Source organism: Trichocoleus sp. FACHB-40 (assembly GCF_014695915.1).
Lineage (GTDB): Bacteria > Cyanobacteriota > Cyanobacteriia > Cyanobacteriales > FACHB-T130 > Funiculus > Funiculus sociatus.
This window is the reverse complement of sequence record NZ_JACJPF010000046.1, coordinates 58,583-76,563: the sequence shown is the minus strand read 5'-3', so window position 1 is coordinate 76,563 and position 17,981 is coordinate 58,583. Positions and strand designations below refer to the sequence as shown.

Below are 17,981 nucleotides of genomic sequence, written 5' to 3'. Positions count from 1 at the left end.
CTAGTAGCCCATTGGCATTGTTGGTGTTGGTTCTGGGTTAGCAGTCGCTGCTGGTGTGGGCAGTGACTGGCGCTGCGGTGCAGGCGCTAAAAAGATGGTGTTGGCGGGATTAGGAGAAACCAAGCCAGTTCCCGGACGCTCAGCTTCTTGAGCCAACTTATCTTTCAAGACTTCATTCGCCGCCGTCATCTGTCGCTCATTGCGTTGCAAGGTTTCCAGATGCTTGTACTGCCGGCTCCACATCTGCTGAGTATAGACTGTCCAAGCATAAACTCCCAGCGTAGCGGCAATTAAGCCGAAGCACAATATGTCTGAGACGCGCTGCACGTAGGCAAGCGATCGCAGCCAACCTGGTGATTGAGCTTGAAATGCTGGCTTTTGGGTTCTTCTGCTACTGGTTCTAGACGGTACACCGCCTTTGGGTTGCCGCGAGGAGATATCTGGTTTTCTTTTCCCAAGGCGGCGGTCTGAAGCAACGGATTGAGGGACAGCAGACATAAGCAGTTTCTAGTTGTTGGTTATCAGTTGTTAGTTGTCGGTTGTTTTCCCTTGCCACTAACTACTGACACCATTTTGTTTTACTTTGGTAACACTCTGAATTATTGAAACTTCTACAGCTTAGAGTTTCAAATCCAAAATCCAAAATCCAAAATGGTATGACCACTGACAAAGGACAAAACACCAACGACTTTAAACCATAGACACAAAGGCTGTCTATTGTCCACATTTTAGAGTCGCTAGTCTGTTTTCGTGCAATTTGTCAATTCTTACCCAATGGTGTCTTCCTAATCTCCATCCCTAATTTCATCGTGGTGTCTTCCCAGTCCCCAGCCCCCAATTCCCAGTCCCCATCCCTCAATTCCCGATCCCCAATCTCTTTTTTACTTGGTGACAACGGTTTGGGTTGCTGGAGAGGAATTTCTATAATAAACTCTGCACCTTGACCGGGTTGGGAGTGACAGTGTAAGTTGCCTTGGTGTTGGGAGACGATGGTTTGATAACTTACGGTTAAGCCCAATCCCCTGCCCTGACCAACATCTTTGGTAGTAAAGAAGGGGTCAAAGATTTTCGGCTGAATTTCTTGGGCAATTCCAGGGCCATTGTCTGCGATCGCAATCCTCACAAAATCTTCCCCCGTTTCCCCATCACTCACCAATTCTGTACGCAACTTGATAATTTTTTCTTTAGAGGACCACCTGCTGATCGCTTCTATAGCGTTCATCAAGATACTCATAAATACCTGATTGAGTGGCTTTGGGTAACACTCCACGGGGGGTAAGTCGCCATAATGCCGCACCACCTCAATTTCATCGCCCAGGTAACTGTACAGAATTGAGAGGGTACTTTCTAACGCCTCGTGGATATCTATCGATTTTTGGGATGCTTGATTGAGGCGAGAAAAGTGCTGCAATGAGTTAACAATCTCGCGAATCCGCTCAGCACCTACCTGCATCGATTTTAAAATTTTGGGTAAATCTCTGAGTAAAAAATCTAGCTCCACTTGCTCAGTCAGCTTTTGTAATTCCGCATTTCGGTTCGGATACTGAGTTTGATAGCCCTGCACTAACCGGATCAGGTCATGGATATAATTTTCTACATAAGGAATATTGCCGTAGATAAAGTTCACTGGATTATTAATTTCGTGAGCAACCCCAGCCACCATCCGCCCCAAACTTGACATTTTTTCACTCTGAATCAGCTGAGATTGCGTTAGCCGCAGTTCTAAGAGCGTTTGGGAGAGTTGCTCGGCTTGCTGGGCGCTCGTGTGTGCCTGCTGCTGAGTTTGGGCGTACAGATTCGCCTGTTGAATAGAAATCGCCAACTGATCGGCAACTGCTTGGGCTAGTTTCTGGTCATTTTTCGACCAATACCGGATCTCGGAACACTGATTGAGATAAAGAATTGCGTGCAGCGTTCCGTTAGCCTGAACTGGCACCACTAGAGAAGATTTTATCTGGGCTTTTTGGTACTCAAGGTTGGCTTCCCCAACTCGTCCATCTCGCGTAATGTCGGAAATGCTCACCTGTTGACGATGCCCAATCACCCACTGGGTAATTGGGCCGTGAGTATCAAAGTCATCTATTGTCGGGGGGAAAGGCTCCCTACACACTTCATAAAGGTGTTTTCGTCTGAAGGCGGCAGAAGAGGGTTGGGGGTGTTGTAGGTGATTCTCCCGCTCAGATGCACGGATACTCTCCTGTTCATGACTTTCTACCAGATGAATTAGACACCGATCTGCTGATAATGCTTGCATCAGCTCTCGCGTCGCTTCGGTGAGAATGGTCTCTAGGTCAAAACTTTGGCGGGTAAGACTGGTAATCTGATTCACCAGTTGCTCTCTTTGAGCTTGTTTCTGGGTTTGCTCATAAAGCTGAGCTTGACGGATGGCAATTTCCAGCTGCTGGGCGATCGCTTGCAGAAACTCGATTTCGGAACTTGACCAAATGCGGGGTTGCTCTGAAATACAAGCAATAAAGCCTATCGAGCCTTCTGACTGTTTTAAGGGAACCAATAAGTTAGCGATCGCACCCTGGAATATAGGTAATTGTGGCGATCGTTGGTCTTTCTTTATCTGCTGTTGGATCAGCTGCAGCTGGGAAAGCCATCTGCTAACTATACCCACCATGCCTGGATTAGGAACTGCTGTTTTGCTGTTGATGATTAATTTGCCAGTAGCGATCGCGCCCGCGATCGCTCCAAACTTTTCTAGCGGATAGTATCCCAGTTGAGCATTTTTTCGATTGTGGCGCGATCGCTCTACTACTACTTGCACCCGTTGCGTATCCTCGAAATACCACAAAAAACAACACCTATCCAGGTTTAGCAATGTGGCAATTTCGTCTACCGCCGTTTGCAGAACTACTCTCAATTCCAATGAGTTCCGAATCCGGTCAACGATTTTCTGTAGTAGTGTCCAATGTTTTTGAGGATATGGCATCCAGGCTGCTAGTAATTTGCTTTTTTTAGCAAAAATAGGGAACACAAAGCTTTCCTTGAACAATTCGGGCGCTTGTGGGCTAGTTAAATTTTTATGCAGTGGTTACAAGTCCTTTTGTCAAGTTATTTGACCCCGTGAAGCTTTGTCAGCATAACGGATCTTTTCCTCCTTAAGTTGTATTCAGATTAACTAATACTCAACTTCGATAGAAGTGTCTTTCCAATTTACAGGGTTTTTTACTTAAAGCTTAAAAAAACTGCATCACTCTTTAGTTATGTATTTTACACTAAAAATAGTATAGACAGAAATTACCGCTCATGCTAAAATTTTTGTGTTTATTTTGGATTTTCCAAAAATCCTAAAACCCTAAGCAAATTCGCTGTCTGGCGAATAAAAGCAAATCCGCAAAGGCGGCGATAAACCGTCAATACCTAAGACAGCTTAGGAAAGGTGAGGCACGCGGAAATCGTCGGGACTCACTCGAAACGGAAACATCACTTCTAGCCGATTGGGCAAAGTGAAGTTCAAAATCCAGAAATCCTCCTTTGTAGGGACAGGAGTTTCAAGCAAAAAATACAATATTGTGATTAAATAGCAAACGATTCCTTCAGTAGCAATCCATAAAAGAGGAGTGTATGAACAAAAAGATACTTAGTTTGGTTTTGGTACTCGGCTTGGCTGCCACCTTGGGAGCTTGTGACCAAACGGGAGGAGGCGGAGAAGGAGCTAGTCCTTCACCCACCGCATCACCCACCGCATCACCTACCACATCTCCTTAGTAATTAAGCTGGGTTTCGCTTCTCATCCCCTGAATGAAGTTCATACCGCCGAAAGGGTATGATTTTCTCCACTTGGTTGGTTATCCCTAGTCTGAATCTCAGGTTGGTAATCGTTCCTAAGATATTAAGTTAGGCATGTACTACCACCTGGGTATCAGATTTTTAATTACCAGCAAATACAAGTTTTATCTCAGATGTAGGCGCAGCTAAATTTTGGGTAATGGCTGACAAGATTTATATGATATTGCGGTAAGCAGCTTTTGGCGCTAAATGCTACTACTGCAATTAGACAGTTTTGAGTATTGTCGAAACTGAAACTGGGGCTGGGATTTAAATAAATTGCCTATTGAGTGAGAATTTAACCCCAGGGCTAGGTATTCTCAAGCTAAAACTACTCACCAGGCTGAGGAGAGTTCCGGTGCTTTTGGCAAAAATGGGAACCGAAAGCGATCGCACACTCATCGCCGATTTTAAAGTTTTTAGACAGCCATCGTTCTAAACCAGCGCTTTCTTTGCCAGATTCCCAGCTACCGACCGAAGCATTGATGCTGGAATGGTTTGGTGAAAGCATAGGCTTCCTACTCGCCTTCGAGAATAGCTGCCCTGGTTAGCCCTTTAGCACTAATTGCCAATTATCGGAAAGAATACCCTTGGTTGTTTGAGCGCATCAAGCAGATTCAACAAATCTGTAAGGAACCTCTACCCCAGGACTTCTGAAGGATGAACGATGAATTAAAAAAAACAAGTTTTTGCCTTTTGCAGCCTTCCACCCCCTTCAACTGGTTCGCCAGCAGGGGAGAGGGGAAAAACTTTTATTGCTGGGGGTTAGGCGGGATTGCCTTTTGTTTTTTACCTTTTACCTTTTGCCTTCCTGCGTGGGCATTACCGCCGCCGGAGGAAGTGCCAGAGGAAGTATTGCGGACGGAGATTATTACCGAAGCGCGATCGCCAATTGATGGCAAACCGATTACAGCCGCTGAATACGCCCAGCTGCAAGCCGAGTTGCAAACCATTACCCCAGGGGCATCCCCACTCAATCCTCAACTGCGAGAATTAGTTTTTTTGCTGAGAGTGCGGCAACTTCTGCGGGGAATTGGCGTTCCCATCAAATAGTATTTTTTCACTCCCAGCAAGACATCTCAGACTATTGCAATTGATTCCCCGCCAATAATTTTTTACCTTTGCGCCTTTCTCCTGCGGATACTGGTGCCATAATTTGCTATTGTCCCTTAGCAGGATGCAAAATATACAAACATAAAAAAATGTATATAAATATAAAGCACTCTTACATAGAGCGCCTGTAGATGCTTAGAAGCAAAACGACTTTAAGCGAGAGTGGCAGCTACCCTGATGGGTAGTGCAAGCTTCTTATTGAGCGAATCGTCTCAATTTAGTCAAGACCTTTAGGATAAGTAGGTTTATGTCCATGACCATTGCCCCCGAACAGATAGAGCGGATTGTTTGGAATCAACATCAAGACCCATTTGAAATCCTGGGTGCCCACCCCAGCACGCAAAATGGCAAAACCGTCTGGGCAGTTCGAGCCTACCTACCCAATGCGATCGCTGCCTGGGTAGTTCGCCCAGAAGAACGGACTGAATACCCCATGCAATCAGTGCATCATCCCCATTTTTTTGAATGCACCATTGAAACCCCAGAACTAGCAAACTATCAGCTACGAATTCAAGAAGGAGAACACGAGCGCGTTATCTATGACCCCTACGCCTTCCGTTCTCCCCGCCTCACAGACTTTGACCTGCATCTGTTTGGCGAAGGAAACCATCACCGCATCTACGAGAAACTGGGCGCTCATGCGACAGAAATCGACGGCGTAAAAGGAGTTTACTTTGCTGTCTGGGCCCCAAATGCCCGCAACGTCTCAGTTTTGGGAGATTTTAACCTTTGGGATGGTCGCCAGCATCAAATGGGTAAAGGTTCCACTGGCATCTGGGAACTATTTATCCCTGGTTTGGCTGTCGGGGAACACTACAAATATGAAATCAAAAACATTGATGGTCACATTTACGAGAAATCTGATCCCTACGGGTTTCAACAGGAAGTCCGACCTAAAACCGCATCTATCGTCACTGATCTAGATTCTTACCAATGGAAGGACGAAGACTGGATGGAGAAGCGCCGCCACACCGAGCCGCTGACTCATCCCATCTCCGTGTATGAAGTTCATCTAGGATCATGGCTGCACGCTTCCTCAGCTGAACCTGCCCGGTTGCCAAATGGCAAAACTGAGGATGTTGTAGTCGTCTCTGAGTATAAACCAGGGGCGCGGTTCCTCACCTACCGAGAACTGGCAGAACGACTGATTCCCTACGTCAAAGAGCTGGGATTCACTCACATTGAATTGTTACCAGTAGCAGAGCATCCTTATGATGGCTCCTGGGGCTACCAGGTAACAGGATACTATGCCCCCACCTCCCGCTATGGCACAGCCCAAGACTTCATGTATTTCGTTGACCAGTGCCACCAAAACGGGATAGGGGTAATTGTAGACTGGGTTCCCGGTCACTTCCCCAAAGATGGTCACGGTCTCGCATTCTTCGATGGTACTCACCTCTACGAACACGCAGACCCCCGCAAGGGCGAACACAAAGAATGGGGTACTTTGGTATTTAACTACAATCGCCATGAAGTGCGTAACTTCTTGGTTGCCAATGCCCTGTTCTGGTTTGACAAGTACCACATTGACGGAATTCGCGTGGATGCTGTAGCATCGATGCTTTATTTAGACTATTGCCGTGAAGAGGGGGAATGGCTGACTAACCAGTACGGCGGGCGAGAAAATATTGAGGCAGCTGATTTCCTGCGCCAGACGAATCACACGATTTTTAGCTACTTTCCTGGTATCCTCTCGATTGCGGAAGAATCTACCTCTTGGCCTATGGTGTCTTGGCCTACTTATATGGGGGGGCTAGGTTTTAATTTGAAGTGGAATATGGGCTGGATGCACGATATGTTGGACTATTTCCATATGGACCCGTGGTTCCGCCAATTCCACCAAAACAATATCACTTTCAGTATGTGGTACAACCACAGCGAGAACTTCATGCTGGCGCTGTCTCACGATGAGATAGTCCACGGCAAGAGTAATATAATCGGCAAGATGCCTGGTGATGAGTGGCAGAAGTGCGCTAATGTGCGCTGCCTGTTCGCCTTTATGTTTGCTCACCCAGGCAAGAAAACTCTGTTTATGAGTATGGAGTTTGGGCAGTGGAGTGAGTGGAATGTTTGGGGTGACTTAGAGTGGCATTTGTTGCAATATGAGCCGCACCAAAAACTAAAGCGGTTTATGAGCGAACTCAACCAGGTGTATCGCACTGAACCGTCACTTTATACTCAAGATTTCGCTCAGGAAGGTTTTGAGTGGATTGATTGCACTGATAATCGCCACAGTGTGGTTGCGTTTATCCGTCGCGCTAAGGACTCTGAGGAGTTTGTGGTCACGGTCTGCAATTTCACGCCTCAGCCGCACAGTCACTACCGCGTAGGTGTTCCTGTACCTGGATTCTATACGGAACTATTTAACAGCGATGCCCGCGAGTATGGCGGCAGTAATATGGGGAATTTGGGCGGTAAGTGGACTGATGAATGGTCGTTCCACAATCGTCCCTATTCCCTAGACTTGTGTTTACCGCCTCTGGGGGTGCTGATTTTGAAGCTCGACCCGCAGAAGACGGCAGGGGCAATGTCTTAAGGATTATTTTGTAGGGCAGGTAAGATGCCCGCCCTACAAGAATATAAATCTTACAATTTGCAATCTTTATTTTGAGCTTTTCGCAGCATTCCTAAAATGGTGGAAATAAATATGCACCGTTTAGTTTGACCACCATTGTTACTGTTAAGCGTTAGTCGTGCCAGGTATAATCTTTCCCTTGGATTCGGATTAAGAACCACAGCGCCTTTATAATCAAACTGGACTCGACGCGGACTATTTATTGATGGTGGTTGCGATCGCGCACTTAAAGTAGTATTGGCATCGTCTATCTTAATATTTGAATCTAAGGTCTGCCACTGTCCAGGGTTTGGCATAGCGCTAGCGGGATGTACAGCCCACTGAACTAATCCGTTTTGGTCTTGAAAAAAGCTGGCTTGCCAGGTAATTTTGTCTCGCTTGGCGTTACTCTGGGCTTCCCGTATCGCCCAGTAAACTTTATCTTCAGCTGCTCTCAGTCGTTGGGTATTGAGAAATTCTAGCCAGCTGGGGGCTGCGATCGCGCTTAATATTGCTATCATCAAAATTACTACTAAACTCTCTATCAGCGTGAACCCACTGCTGGAGCAATTAGATAACTTTTTACGCATTAGCTAGAGACTTAAAAGACGCACCCAACTTTTCAAGTTTCCTCTCTGGGTGCGTCTTTTGTATTCCGTATCTTCGCTGATTTTTGCAATTGACTATTAGTTGTAGTCAGTATCTTTCCCAGTTGCGATCGCGCTCAATATCCTGATAATCAAAATTGTTACTAAATTCTCTATCAGCGTAAATCTATCGCTGGAGCTATTTAACAGCTTCTATTGACTATTAGTTGTAGTCAGTATCTTTCCCAGTTGCGATCGCGCTCAATATCCTGATAATCAAAATTGTTACTAAATTCTCTATCAGCGTAAATCTATCGCTGGAGCTATTTAACAGCTTCTTACGCATTAGCTAGAGACTTAAAAGACGCATCCAAATTTTCAAGTTTCCTCTTTGGGTGCATCTTTTGTATTCCGTATTTTCGCTGATGTTTAATCAGCTATGTTTCCAGCCATTAACCAGGGCATTTATCATCTTTTTCGGCTTGAATTGCCCCCAATAAAGTTGTCACCTTAACACACCGCTTGGGTCCTGTAGGCGCTGTATAACTACTATTGGCTGTAGCGACGGCGACAGTTAAACCTGTGCTGGCATCCTGTGGTAAAGTACCCTGATAATTAAAAGTAATTGTTTTCGCAGTTGTTGGAGCATAGCTGATGACACCACCAACGGGAGCTTTGTTAGGAGTAGTGATGTTGGTGTAAAGTAAAATTTGCCCTGGTTTGATATCTTGATTTTCTCCTAACTTCTTCCACTCATTGGCGGGAATACTAGCGGCGGCAACATCAGCACCATGAACAACCACTTGTGGAACTTGAGCTTCTGTTTTAAAACTAACACTATAATCGCGCTTTGTTCTTTTAGCCTCTCGCTGGGCTTCTCGAAGGGCATTTAAGGCGGCATCGTTAACTGCATTCACTCGTTGCCGATTTAGAAAGCCAAGCCAGCCAGGGGCCGCGATCGCGCTTAATACTCCGATTATTATAATTACTACCAGCAACTCGATCATCGTGAATCCAGAGTTAGATTTCGATGCTGATCGCTTTGAGGGAAGTTTTTCAAGTTTCGCAGCTGATTTGTCTAATATAAATTGCTGCATAATCTTTAATAAAGCTGGGTTTCTCATTAATTCCTCCTATTTGCTGGAGATACTATAAGCAAAATTTACAATTTCTATTATTCGCCCAGCACAGCACGTTCTTTAATTTGTACCCTTGCATACGGACAATATGTATCTTGAGCAGCACACGTTCCCCCCAAATTAATCCGTTCGCGAGCATTTCCTCTTATAATAATCTCTGCGATCGCGTTTTCTTTTTCTGGGGTATTAGGATTATCTACAGCGGGTTTGTTAAGCGTGAATCCTTTCGTTGGATCTGCGTCAATATAATCAACTAATACCTGCATTTGGACATTATAGGGGTCGCCGCTTTTCTCCCACTGGGTGAAAGATTTCTTACGGTCAAAAGGCTTAAATCCTGCGCTAGGACTTTCGTTTGGCGCATAATCGTTTGCGTTAGCAGTGCTAGTATCTGGGACACCATCTCGAATTTGAAATCTAGCAATACGAGCAGCTTTAGACCAGGTGTTGTTGGAATCATTACCTTTTATTAGATAATAGCCAACCAACGAATAGACAAAAGTATCATCTTGTTTGGTGTTTCCAAGAACTTTCACTGCTTCTTTTCTATAGTCACGCTTCCAAAACACAACAATTGGTTTACAAATGTTTGCCCCACCGTCGGCACAGCCAGCGAAGGTAAGTCCTGGTCCAGGTATTTGATTTGCAATCCCAGACGCAGCCGCATCTGTTGTACTTGTGCTTTTAGTCAATGCGCCAGGCTCGTAGACATAAAATGCCTGTTCCATGTCTTGAGCAATGAAGTCAAGGGCGGCTTGAATTTCTTGCTCTGTACTAGCTTTGGCTTGTTCCTTGCGGTCTGTATCGAGAATATTGACCATAAACCCCAGCAGAGGTGTAAGAACCAGTGCAGCGATGATCATGGCGACCAGCACTTCAATTAAAGTAAAGCCGCTTATTTTCCTGCTCAGATGCGATTGTCTCATCTGAACAGCCAGAAGCCATTTCACTATGCTTTTCATACCCTTTCCTGCGTTAATTGACCTATCAAAAATTATGGAGTACAGCCTAGGCGATTGCATAATTGAGTGAAGCTGGTTTGAGTTGAGGCTATTGCAGTAGTTACTGCTACTACTGGCAATTTGCGAGCGCCCAATCCTTCAGTAAAAGTCGCTTGCTTAGTTCCCTTATCCGCATCGGTCTGTGGTTTCAGAGCTGTAGTATCGCTAAAAGCATCTGCCCTGTAAACCCGCACTAGCAGAGGGTATCCTTCTGTTCCTCCTGTAGTTGTTGTAATTGGTGCAACGCCAACAGTACCGCCCACAATTGGCTGAACGACCATATCTACGAGGCTGGTATGTAGACAGGAACCATCCCCATCGCCATCAATGCAGTACAAACCATCTTTATATTGAGCATTTGGGATGCTCAAAGAGCCTGAACTGTTGGGGCCTTTAACAGCAGAAAATTTAGCGAGATCGTCGGTTACTTGGGCTTTAGTTGGGTTTTTAGTAGTTGCAACGGTGGCAAGAGGAGGCGTAATTCTTCCAGAACGAATACCATCAATGTAGGTTCTAGCAGCTTGGCTTCCCAGTTCCACCCGCCTTGCCTGGACTCGCGTAGCTGTCGAGAGGACAATCACGGGGGCGATCGCACTCAGCAAAATCGCTACTACAATAATCGCCAGCAAAGACTCAATAAGGGTGAAACCTGACTCGCTACTGTTCAGAGTGCGCAGACCTAACCCCCTAGCCCTTTCCTTAGTAGGAAGGGAACTCAAGCCCCTCTCCTTGTAGGAGAGGGGTTGGGGAGAGGTTAACCCAACACTGCTGACACCTGAGTGACTAGATAGATGTTGCTGTTTTTTGGGTGTAATCATAGTTAATCGGCAGTCACTAGTTTTGAGATTGAACCTTTTTAGTCTTTACTGGTAGTCGCCCAAATTCCGACAAGACGCATCCGGTTTGTTAGTGTCACTACCGTCGTTAGCAGCAAACCTGTTGTAGGTGTATGTGTTGCCATTTTGTGCACCAACAGCACCGCACAGCAAGGCTTTCACCCAAGGGTCATCCCGACCAACCTGTCTGAAGAACTCATCGGGAGAGCTGGTTTCTGGCAGTGTAAATCTTTGAGCGAACAAGTCAGGTAACTGCGAGAGCAACCCTACATCAAAACCCCATTGCCGTAAGGGTGGCTTATAGTAAGGCAGTTTACCCCAATTACTTCCTGGGGTAACGGAAAGGTTGTCCGTGGCATAAGCCTGCCGATATCCAAAAATCCCACCAACAGCATCCGAAGCAACAGTATCGAAGGGAGCCGTCGCAAAGTTACTGCGCTTTAGCTGAATAAACGATCCGCTAATTCTGGCGGCAATGTCCGCAGTACCGCTATTATCTGTCCAGTTTTCCAAGAAGCGCACAAAGTTATGCAGACCACCATTGATTTCAGCTAATCCGGTTGCAGGATTGACTCGCGTCGGCGTATCGCCCGTAGCAGCTACTAAATTGAAGGTTGTAGGATTAGCTTTCATCATCCACCGGGTTTCCCCAACCCGCGTACCTGGGTTATTCAAAGTAGCACTAGGAGTGCTATCTGTGTACTGAACCTGCAATACTGGCACCAACAATGGCTGCTCTTGGGAAGTCATCGCAGTCATCTTGAGATTTCCCGCTCCTAAAGCAGCTGGGAGGTTACTTCCAGAGAATCCCAGGAAGCGACCGCCAAGGATTTGAGTAGGATTGCTTATGAACAGAGCATTAGCAGCGCCTGCCGCATTGCTTCCCAGGAAGTTACCTGCTAGGCGGTGTGAACCACTAACAGCATTGAATCTGATGCCCCGATTGGAAACCCAGAAAACTTTGTTAGCATCAACTCCCTCAAGTTTAAGTTCTATCCTTTTTCCACCATTTAGACCAAGATCCATACGCCTGTTCAGTGGAGTTTTGAGGACAAATATAGAATCTGGGGTGCCTTTGAGAGTAATCGTTAGAGGAGTTGCTGGAGGTACAGGGGAGCCAATTCGAGATATAGTAGCGGTAGTAACAGGCAGCTCGTATACAAAAATTCCATCTCCCTTATCGTTATAGACAGGATCGTTGGAATTTAGAATTAGGTCTTTCTGGCCGTTCCAAGTGTCGGGATTATTGGTGGTACCTGTGCCATTAGCTATCCAGTCAGGAGTCAAAGCTGTAAGGGCGGCTCTAAAAGCTTCAATTTCAGCATTAGCTGGACAGGCGCCAGGAGTTATGGCAGCAGCAAGGTTAATTGAGTATTTCCTTGAAGTCCTCCCACCACCAGCACCATTGGTGCACACTGCGTAGTCTGAAGCGCCTATAGTAGGAGCAACAGCATTTAGGCTTCGTCCTGCTATATCAGGAGTATTGGGCAAAACTAGCTCTTCTACGTACTTTGTCGGGTCTGTTTCGTAGTAGAGCGGTCTGGCATTTACGTATGTTATATCCGTAGGTGTGCCTGGGTTGCCAGCTACATTGTTGGTTGTTCTAAACCAGAGTCCATTTCCATTATTAGCTGGTAACCCGATATTCGTTCCTGGTGCATTACCTCCATACTGACAGCCATTATTTTCAGGGGCATTGCCAGTGGGATCAACAGGACAGCCAACTCCCAATGGTTTTGCAGCTGTATTAGCACCAATTTCTGTAAATACCAGTTCGCCTAATTGATTTCTGGCAAAAGCAACCCGACGAGCATAGCCTTGGTCTACTGGAATTAGTTGTTGAATTGCCAAGGTTGGAGGCTTGATTTCCGAGGTTCTAGCAGTAGTCCCTGCTCCCAGACGGTCTACCACATTCCGATTACCACCTCCTGGGGTTTGAAAGGGAGTAGTCCAAGGTAATGCAGACGCTTTTCCTGCAACAGCAAAAGCTTTACCCAGCTGACTTGCCTTGATGTCTATTTCTCTGTCTTGAGAATCTGTTAAGCCGTCGCCGTTAACATCAAAACCAGCAGGGTCATATTCGGCAGATGTTATGACTCCAGGCGGCGCAACAGTATCTTGATAAAAGTCGCGATCGCCATTGACATCAAAACCTACCACCCAGTCATCTGCCGTACATTCGGAAACTGGCAGTTTCCGGCAGATTTCCATCACATACTCAGGTGCTCCGTTTACCCGTCGCTGTACAGGTGTAACGAAATTGTTGAAGTAAGAACTGTTGGGGGCAGTCGCGTTGTTACCAGAGTACGAAGCATCTGTGAATGTAGATCCATTTACAGTTACAGGTAGGCTACCGCTGCTAAGACCGTTAGTGACAAAGTTGTTATCCCAGAAACCGTTCTTCAGACGTTTCTTGAGTGAGTCTCTATCTCCCTGGTTATTATTCAGGTTGTAGTCTCCCTCATTTCGGTATCCAAACCGGAAGCCTAAAGCTGGATTGTCATTAATAGGGTTGAGATCATTATCACTCTTAGAAAGCAGTGTTATGGAGTCTGCCAAAATCGTTGCCGGTCGCCAGTAGTCGCCAGTTGTGCATTTAGGCAGTCTGGGATCTTGGGGGCGACAAGCAAAGTTATCATTAATGTTGCTTCTGGCGTAGAAGTTATTCCAATTCGGAGTTAATAGGGTGCCAAACTCTTCATTACTGTGCTTATTGAATTCTCCCCAGATGTATGTAGGTAAATCTGTGGCTAAGATTAAACCTTTCTCTGCCTCCCTAAAGTTTTGATCCCGCCAGAGTGCGCTACCGTTAGTCAACACAATGCCGTTGGGACGGCGAGTGGGGTCTAACTGGAAGTCATTGGCACTCAGCTGCTTGCGACTTTCAATATCGTCTTTGCCAAGGTAACGCGGGTCTTTGTTGCTTAAATCCAGCAGCGCATCATCGCGAGAAGCGTAAATTATGCCGCTGTTTGGCAGCAGGTACTCTGGTGTTGCCAGTACATTGGCCCCAGTTATTGTTTTTGTACGGAGTCTATTGATATCTAGTACAGTGGCGCGAACTTCCAGGGGCTGACGCTGCTCAACGCTAAGGGCTGTAGCAGTAGTAGCCGTAGGGCTACCAGGCGGTGGCGGCAAGATGTTGTAGTTCCCAGTTAGTTGTGCATTGCCATCATTTGTAAATGTTTCTAGTGCTGTAGTGACTGGATTATCGGTTTCTACTGCCTTAATTTGTCGGGCATCCAGAAAAGCCACTTCTTTGATTGCACCGTGAGGAATGAGAGCAGGGTTGGGATTTATAGTACCGCTCAAAATTTGCAAAGCGCAAACGGTAGAGTCGATAGCAGATTGCTCTGAAAGCGTTAGGGTCTCACCTTTGCCTTTCCGAATCAGAGCATTTCGCAGCGGCTCATTAACAAAGCGTCCGTTCGGAAACTTCAAATTTGCTTGATGATTTATTCTTGCCTGTAAACCCGCAGAAGCTGCATTGCCCGGTAACAAGCCAGTTCCTGGATTTGGTAAGGCACCTGCAACAGTCTGGGCATTGGCGTTAGGCGGTCCGTAAACTACGCCATTGTTTGATCTGGCTCCTTGCAGATCTGTGGGTGGCGTACCGAGTTGTTCGCCGCTGACATCAGGCAGTCCACTGGGGTTTCTGGCGGTAACGCTGTTAGTGGGGTCGTAGTAACTGCTGACGCAAGCAATAGGCGCTTGGTATTGAGCTGGAGCAGCGACATCGAAATTATCTACAGCGTAGTGATATACCGCAGTTGCCCGCATCCGCAGGTCGCCTTTAGCAAATTTGGGAGTGTTGGGGTCAATCGTGTTTGCGATTGTGCCAGGGTTTAAGTTTAAGTTGAAAGTAGTTAAGAGTTCAGCTGGCAGAGGTATCCACCCAGGCGCCGTCCCAATAGCAGGTGAATTATCAAACACTTTTGTCCCCGCTCGTCCCGGCGACATAGGCATAGTGTCCGGCCATACTATGGGGTACTGTTCTACAACACCAGTTGCCGGGTCATCGTAGGTTGGTAATTTTTCTATTTGTGGGGTATTGGGGTTATCGTAAGTTGGCGGTGGCAGAAAAGAATTCTTGCGCTCATAAACTCCGGCACCAGTGATGACGCGCAGACCGCCGACGTTATCTAGTGGTGTTACAGGTTTTTCGGCTGCTGCCTTTTCCCATAAGTCGTCGCGGTTGATTGTCCCTAGATTTACTAATTCTCTAACTTGAGTGGTGCGGTACCGAGTTCCGCCTCCATCTTTCCAACTAGCACCACTAATTTCTTGCGGTTCGTTTTCACCAACAAAGGTTGTGCCTTTTTTCCAGACAGCAGGCAGGTTATTACCGACTAGAATGCGATCGCCTAAATAGTTTTCTTTTTTAACCTCTTGCTGTTTTTCCGGTTCGGTTGCTTCTAGTTGGTTAATCTTCAGCGTTAGCTTTGTATCAGTACCCGTTTTGCCATCAGCTGTGCTAGTAGGATACATCCACTTATCTGGTGGTGCTAAGTCGTCCTTGCTGGTACCGCCAAGTACGTTTGCTTTAGTGTAGCCTGTAGTTCCCGCTCCGGGCTGACCAGTATAAGGAACCTCGCTAAAGGGAACGCGACGGGTACGATTTCTAAACCATAGTTCCAGTTGTTTTCTGCGTTCCTTGTCTTGTTCGCCATCAGGAACCGCCTTAACTTTTCTGTCAACATCCGGCGGATCGGTTGTCCTCGCGTTATCAAACTGTGCATCAACCAGCAATGCGATCCGTTCTGCATACGCCTGGGTGTTATACCCTACCAGCGTTGGAGCGTTGCTTGTAGATTGATTAGTACTGTTAATTGCCTGGTTTGTTGTTGGATTGTTTCTTATTCCCTGGAACAAATGGACATTAACTGCACCTTTATTACTGCCAGCAGCGATTCCACCAAGCGCCACATTGCCGCCAACAATAATCTTGCTACTTTCCTCTTGGTAGTAACAAGAATCCTTACTACTGACTTGATACAGGCTAATATTATTATCCGTTTCTCCTGTTAGGAGATTGCTATTAGTAACAACTCTTCCATTCAACCGAAATTCGGGACCTGGGGTGATCTCCAAGTCGTCCTCGAATACAACGGCATTGTTACTAATAGGAATCCGGCTTCTGTCTTGCTGATACTCTAAAGCCGAAAATCCTTTATTACCCTTGTATGGTTCATACTTCGTCGGATCGGTGGGAGCTGGGGTTGCGGGAATCGGAACCGTAGCTGAATACACAAAAAAGCTTTTCTTTAGTTGTCCGTTTATTGAATACCACCCAGAGTTACCGACCAAACTAGCAGAACTGTCGCCTGCTTGCTCACACTGCCCTCCTGTTCCTGCGGTATTCATGGGCGGCGTTCTTGCCTCTAGCGGGCCTCTTGGCCGGTCAAACTTGCCGCCACTTTGAGTGGGACTGCGAAAGAAAATCCCATAAAGGGTGTAGCTGTCGTACTTACCGTTATTATCGGTATCAATGGGAAATCTCCAGGCTGTTGCCAGAGTTTCATCGTTTTCTAATTTAATGTTGGCATTTGCGGTTGATTTATTAATACTGCCATCGTTGCCGTATTTACCATCATTCTTTAAAAAGTCAGCAACCAGTTTTACAGGCTCTTCGTCATTAAAGGTATATCTTTTTAACTTGCCGGGGCCAGCAAATGCACCATACAGTGCGCTTTCTGCGGGAGTTCCTCTAGGAAGGGTAGGATCAGCAAATAACTCATCAATTTTTGCTTTTGCACGTTCTAATGCTGGCGTTGCTGCTTCAAGTACAACCCTATCTACCCTAACGTTACTGGCATTTTTGGAGCGCTCAAATGACCGGAACACCATCGCCGTTGTCAGCAAGATGACGACCAAAATTACCATTGTCACCGTTGGCAAGATAAATCCAGCGTTTGCCAGATTTGCTTTTTTCCCAGTTACCAATATGCTCCGCAAGAGCCAATTCATCAGCTTTTTGGTGACAGCTTTTGCTATCTGCACCATTTCCCGGAACAGATTTTGAATGGCTTTGAGTAGCTTTTTGTGGGGTGACATACTTGCTTTCCTGTCAAACGTTGGATAGGGCTGAAATGAAGACTGAGGGGTAAATAATCTGCGGTAAATTAAATTTCTATAAAAGGCAGATGGGCTGAACTACCCTAATCGCCTTGGTAAAGCTTCATCAAGACTTCATAATTTTGGCGTTCTTTTCTGTCTTAACAAGTCTAAACTTTGTTATCAACCGGGAAAGTACGCATTTAGATGTAATAAATTTTTATTAAGTTTTTCAGTATTCTTCCGGAGCATAGATACCCCAGCAGAATTGTGAAACAAAACTGAGGTTTGCGCTTCCCCCACAAGACTGATTTAGGGAAGATGTATGAGTTGTCTGTGAAAGATAGCGATCGCCTTAAACATAACTTAACAAACAAGGTGGGTAAATTACTGTATTTAGCATACCCACCTGTCTTAGAAAACCTATCACCTCTCGCAAAAAAAATCGGGAAGCCGCCCAACACCCGACAGAAGCAGGATAGGCATCACAACGGTAGGGACGTTGGATACAAAAAGTTTTATCCCCTAGCCCCCTTTTTTGAGGAGGGCTAGGGGGATGTAAACAATACAGTGTTGCCATCAAAATTTCTACAGAAAAAATAATCAGAGAAATTTCGAGAGTGGCTGCATTTAATAGTGATTTAGGTTGATTCCAGCTTCGTTCGCCATTGCTTGCAAACCCTTATGTTGTAAGGTTTTGATTGCTTTCGTGGAAAGCCGCAGTTTCACCCAGCGATTGCCTTGCGACCACCAAATCCGCTTCGATTGCAGGTTGGCTTCCTGTAGCTTCTTGGTGCGTCGGTGAGAGTGGGAAATGGCAAAGGCATTATTCGCCTTTTTTCCGGTTAGCTGACATTTGCGCGACATAGAATATCTCCAGAGTGGGGTTCGGTTAAATGACCACAGAATTCAGTCTATGG

13 protein-coding genes are annotated in these 17,981 nt (G+C 46.1%); 3 read left to right on the top strand and 10 right to left on the bottom strand.

Features of this window, described 5'->3' with window-relative positions:
- Together H6F63_RS09125 and H6F63_RS09120 are read right to left on the bottom strand one after the other, a co-directional pair.
- On the bottom strand, nucleotides 1–498 hold the full coding sequence (locus tag H6F63_RS09125) for a hypothetical protein (protein ID WP_190424234.1): 498 nt from the start codon (nucleotides 496–498) through the stop codon (nucleotides 1–3).
- Nucleotides 499–760: 262 nt separating this feature from the next.
- Nucleotides 761–2,938, bottom strand: coding sequence for a GAF domain-containing protein (locus H6F63_RS09120; RefSeq protein ID WP_190636718.1), 2,178 nt, complete (start codon nucleotides 2,936–2,938; stop codon nucleotides 761–763).
- A gap of 635 nt (nucleotides 2,939–3,573) precedes the next feature.
- Between H6F63_RS09120 and H6F63_RS09115 the strand changes: the two genes are divergently transcribed.
- Nucleotides 3,574–3,717 (top strand): hypothetical protein, encoded by a 144-nt coding sequence (locus H6F63_RS09115; protein WP_190424230.1) that lies wholly within the window; start codon nucleotides 3,574–3,576, stop codon nucleotides 3,715–3,717.
- 391 nt (nucleotides 3,718–4,108) lie between these two features.
- Here H6F63_RS09115 and H6F63_RS09110 read toward each other — a convergent pair whose 3' ends face one another.
- Nucleotides 4,109–4,288 (bottom strand): hypothetical protein, encoded by a 180-nt coding sequence (locus H6F63_RS09110; RefSeq protein ID WP_190636716.1) that lies wholly within the window; start codon nucleotides 4,286–4,288, stop codon nucleotides 4,109–4,111.
- 263 nt (nucleotides 4,289–4,551) lie between these two features.
- Here H6F63_RS09110 and H6F63_RS09105 point away from each other — a divergent pair, with 263 nt between their 5' ends.
- Both H6F63_RS09105 and glgB read left to right on the top strand, forming a co-directional pair.
- Nucleotides 4,552–4,830 carry a hypothetical protein gene (locus H6F63_RS09105; protein ID WP_190636890.1) on the top strand — a complete coding sequence of 93 codons (279 nt, stop codon included), beginning with the start codon at nucleotides 4,552–4,554 and terminating at the stop codon, nucleotides 4,828–4,830.
- A 307-nt stretch (nucleotides 4,831–5,137) separates the two neighbouring features.
- Nucleotides 5,138–7,426 carry a 1,4-alpha-glucan branching enzyme gene (glgB, locus tag H6F63_RS09100; RefSeq protein WP_190636714.1) on the top strand — a complete coding sequence of 763 codons (2,289 nt, stop codon included), beginning with the start codon at nucleotides 5,138–5,140 and terminating at the stop codon, nucleotides 7,424–7,426.
- Nucleotides 7,427–7,476: 50 nt separating this feature from the next.
- On the opposite strand, the gene H6F63_RS09095 is transcribed toward glgB, so the two are convergent.
- The 7 genes from H6F63_RS09095 to rpmB form a co-directional block, all read right to left on the bottom strand.
- Nucleotides 7,477–8,034, bottom strand: a complete 558-nt coding sequence (locus H6F63_RS09095; protein WP_190636712.1) for a type II secretion system protein — start codon at nucleotides 8,032–8,034, stop codon at nucleotides 7,477–7,479.
- Between the two features lie 220 nt (nucleotides 8,035–8,254).
- Complete coding sequence (locus H6F63_RS30440) at nucleotides 8,255–8,377, bottom strand: hypothetical protein (protein WP_277876372.1); 123 nt, start codon at nucleotides 8,375–8,377, stop codon at nucleotides 8,255–8,257.
- A 106-nt stretch (nucleotides 8,378–8,483) separates the two neighbouring features.
- A complete protein-coding gene (locus H6F63_RS09090; protein ID WP_190636888.1) occupies nucleotides 8,484–9,128 on the bottom strand; it encodes a prepilin-type N-terminal cleavage/methylation domain-containing protein in 645 nt (214 codons plus the stop codon).
- A gap of 77 nt (nucleotides 9,129–9,205) precedes the next feature.
- Nucleotides 9,206–10,132, bottom strand: a complete 927-nt coding sequence (gene hpsC / locus H6F63_RS09085) for a hormogonium polysaccharide secretion pseudopilin HpsC (protein ID WP_199297895.1) — start codon at nucleotides 10,130–10,132, stop codon at nucleotides 9,206–9,208.
- Nucleotides 10,133–10,164: 32 nt separating this feature from the next.
- Nucleotides 10,165–10,989 (bottom strand): hormogonium polysaccharide secretion pseudopilin HpsB, encoded by an 825-nt coding sequence (gene hpsB, locus H6F63_RS09080; RefSeq protein ID WP_190636711.1) that lies wholly within the window; start codon nucleotides 10,987–10,989, stop codon nucleotides 10,165–10,167.
- Nucleotides 10,990–11,034: 45 nt separating this feature from the next.
- Entirely contained in the window at nucleotides 11,035–17,061 is a 6,027-nt protein-coding gene (gene hpsA / locus H6F63_RS09075) for a hormogonium polysaccharide biosynthesis protein HpsA (protein WP_190636709.1), read from the bottom strand.
- A 630-nt stretch (nucleotides 17,062–17,691) separates the two neighbouring features.
- Nucleotides 17,692–17,928 (bottom strand): 50S ribosomal protein L28, encoded by a 237-nt coding sequence (gene rpmB / locus H6F63_RS09070; RefSeq protein ID WP_190448256.1) that lies wholly within the window; start codon nucleotides 17,926–17,928, stop codon nucleotides 17,692–17,694.
- Between the last annotated feature and the right edge of the window lie 53 nt (nucleotides 17,929–17,981).

Coding starts and splice junctions, on each gene's coding strand:
- H6F63_RS09095 (WP_190636712.1), bottom strand. CDS start 8,034: ATGCGTAAAAAGTTATCTAATTGCTCCAGCAGTGGGTTCACGCTGATA.
- hpsC (WP_199297895.1), bottom strand. CDS start 10,132: ATGAAAAGCATAGTGAAATGGCTTCTGGCTGTTCAGATGAGACAATCG.
- H6F63_RS09110 (WP_190636716.1), bottom strand. CDS start 4,288: ATGCTTTCACCAAACCATTCCAGCATCAATGCTTCGGTCGGTAGCTGG.
- glgB (WP_190636714.1), top strand. CDS start 5,138: ATGTCCATGACCATTGCCCCCGAACAGATAGAGCGGATTGTTTGGAAT.
- H6F63_RS09090 (WP_190636888.1), bottom strand. CDS start 9,128: ATGCAGCAATTTATATTAGACAAATCAGCTGCGAAACTTGAAAAACTT.
- hpsA (WP_190636709.1), bottom strand. CDS start 17,061: ATGTCACCCCACAAAAAGCTACTCAAAGCCATTCAAAATCTGTTCCGG.
- H6F63_RS09125 (WP_190424234.1), bottom strand. CDS start 498: ATGTCTGCTGTCCCTCAATCCGTTGCTTCAGACCGCCGCCTTGGGAAA.
- H6F63_RS09115 (WP_190424230.1), top strand. CDS start 3,574: ATGAACAAAAAGATACTTAGTTTGGTTTTGGTACTCGGCTTGGCTGCC.
- H6F63_RS30440 (WP_277876372.1), bottom strand. CDS start 8,377: ATGCGTAAGAAGCTGTTAAATAGCTCCAGCGATAGATTTACGCTGATA.
- rpmB (WP_190448256.1), bottom strand. CDS start 17,928: ATGTCGCGCAAATGTCAGCTAACCGGAAAAAAGGCGAATAATGCCTTT.
- hpsB (WP_190636711.1), bottom strand. CDS start 10,989: ATGATTACACCCAAAAAACAGCAACATCTATCTAGTCACTCAGGTGTC.
- H6F63_RS09120 (WP_190636718.1), bottom strand. CDS start 2,938: ATGCCATATCCTCAAAAACATTGGACACTACTACAGAAAATCGTTGAC.